Source organism: Pseudomonas agronomica (assembly GCF_025917275.1).
Classification (GTDB): Bacteria; Pseudomonadota; Gammaproteobacteria; order Pseudomonadales; family Pseudomonadaceae; genus Aquipseudomonas; species Aquipseudomonas agronomica.
This window is the reverse complement of the sequence record NZ_JAOSHO010000832.1, coordinates 1-1,353: the sequence shown is the minus strand read 5'-3', so window position 1 is coordinate 1,353 and position 1,353 is coordinate 1. Positions and strand designations below refer to the sequence as shown.

The following is a 1,353-nucleotide window of genomic DNA, read 5'->3' as shown; positions in this document are numbered from 1 at the left end:
GGAATAATGAACCATTCCCCCCATCAAGCTGGCGCAAAAGCTGCATCCCACGGCCATTCGCCGGTTTTCCGTCACCGGTTTTTGGAGGATAGGATGCGTAGCCTGTTTTTGCTGCTGACCGTTTTGACGCTTGGTGGCTGCATGAATGTCAGCGACATGGGGGAGGGCGTTCGTTATCACATGAGCGACGCCGGCCTGCTGGACCATAGCGACAGTCGCCGTGTGAACAACCTGCGCATCCAGCCGGATTCCTTCATCTACATCGCCCAAGGCGCTTTTGCTCCGCCAGGCAGCGCCTATCCGCGGCCCAACGTCGTGGCTGAAGAAGCCTTCAACGGTTTCATCGAATATTTCCCGATGGTTCGTCGCGCCCGAGTTCCGGAAGGCCTCGACGAGGCGATGGGCGAAGCGCGTGCCGCCGGCGCCCATTACCTGCTTTACACCCGCTTCGCCAAGGCCGACAACCGCATAGGCAACACCGACGAATGGCTGGATGAGGAGGCCGTGGATCGCCTGGGCGTCGACACCAGCGTGATTCAAATCATGTTGATCGAGACCAGCACCCAGTATTTGATTGATACTGCACGCATCAAGAGCCGTGGCGGTTTGCTGACGTTGCACGACAAGCAGCCACAAGACCTCATCGCTACGCCGTTGCGTGAATACGCCCGCAGCCTGCTGGGGATGAGCGACGAATAAACAGAAGGAGGCACCATGAGTGGACCGCAAAAAGCCAATGACCTGCTGGGGCAGATCCCCAAGACCAAAGGCCTGCCTCCGGTCCACTTGTGGAACCCTGACTTCTGCGGCGACATTGACATGCGCATCGCCCGGGATGGCACGTGGTATTACCTGGGCACGCCCATCGGGCGCAAACCGATGGTCAAGCTGTTCTCTACTATCATTCGCCGCGATGGCGATGATTACTTTTTGATTACCCCTGTGGAAAAAGTCGGCATCAAGGTCGATGACGCGCCGTTCGTGGCGGTGATCCTTGAAGTCGAAGGGCAGGGGGAAACGCAGTTGTTGCGCTTTACCACCAATGTCGACGAAACCACCGAAGCCGGCCCGGAACATCCGATGCGCGTGGTGATCGATCCCCAGACCCAAGAGCCTGCTCCCTACGTGCATATGCGCAGCAACCTCGAAGCCTTGATCCATCGCAACGTGTTCTACCAACTGGTGGAGCTGGCGGTCAGCCGCGAGATCGACGGGCAGCGTTGGTTGGGCGTGTGGAGTGGTGGCGAGTTCTTCCCCATCGGCCTCGAACCCTGATCCTTTGTGGAAGTGAGGGTTGATCCAACATCCGCGTCGGCTGAAGGATCGCTATCGCGAGCAAGCTCGCTCCCACAG

Annotated in this window: 2 protein-coding genes; both read left to right on the top strand. The window is 58.7% G+C overall.

Annotated elements, in window-relative coordinates:
- Positions 1-93 precede the first annotated feature (93 nt).
- The gene (locus tag OC610_RS27505; RefSeq protein WP_264432626.1) at positions 94-699 is read left to right on the top strand and encodes a DUF4823 domain-containing protein; all 606 of its coding nucleotides are present in this window, start codon (positions 94-96) and stop codon (positions 697-699) included.
- 15 nt (positions 700-714) lie between these two features.
- A complete protein-coding gene (locus tag OC610_RS27500; protein ID WP_264432623.1) occupies positions 715-1,275 on the top strand; it encodes a DUF1285 domain-containing protein in 561 nt (186 codons plus the stop codon).
- Positions 1,276-1,353: the final 78 nt, after the last annotated feature.

Bases quoted from the DNA above. Each gene is read 5' to 3' on its own strand.
- OC610_RS27500 (WP_264432623.1), top strand. From the start codon at position 715: ATGAGTGGACCGCAAAAAGCCAATGACCTGCTGGGGCAGATCCCCAAG.
- OC610_RS27505 (WP_264432626.1), top strand. From the start codon at position 94: ATGCGTAGCCTGTTTTTGCTGCTGACCGTTTTGACGCTTGGTGGCTGC.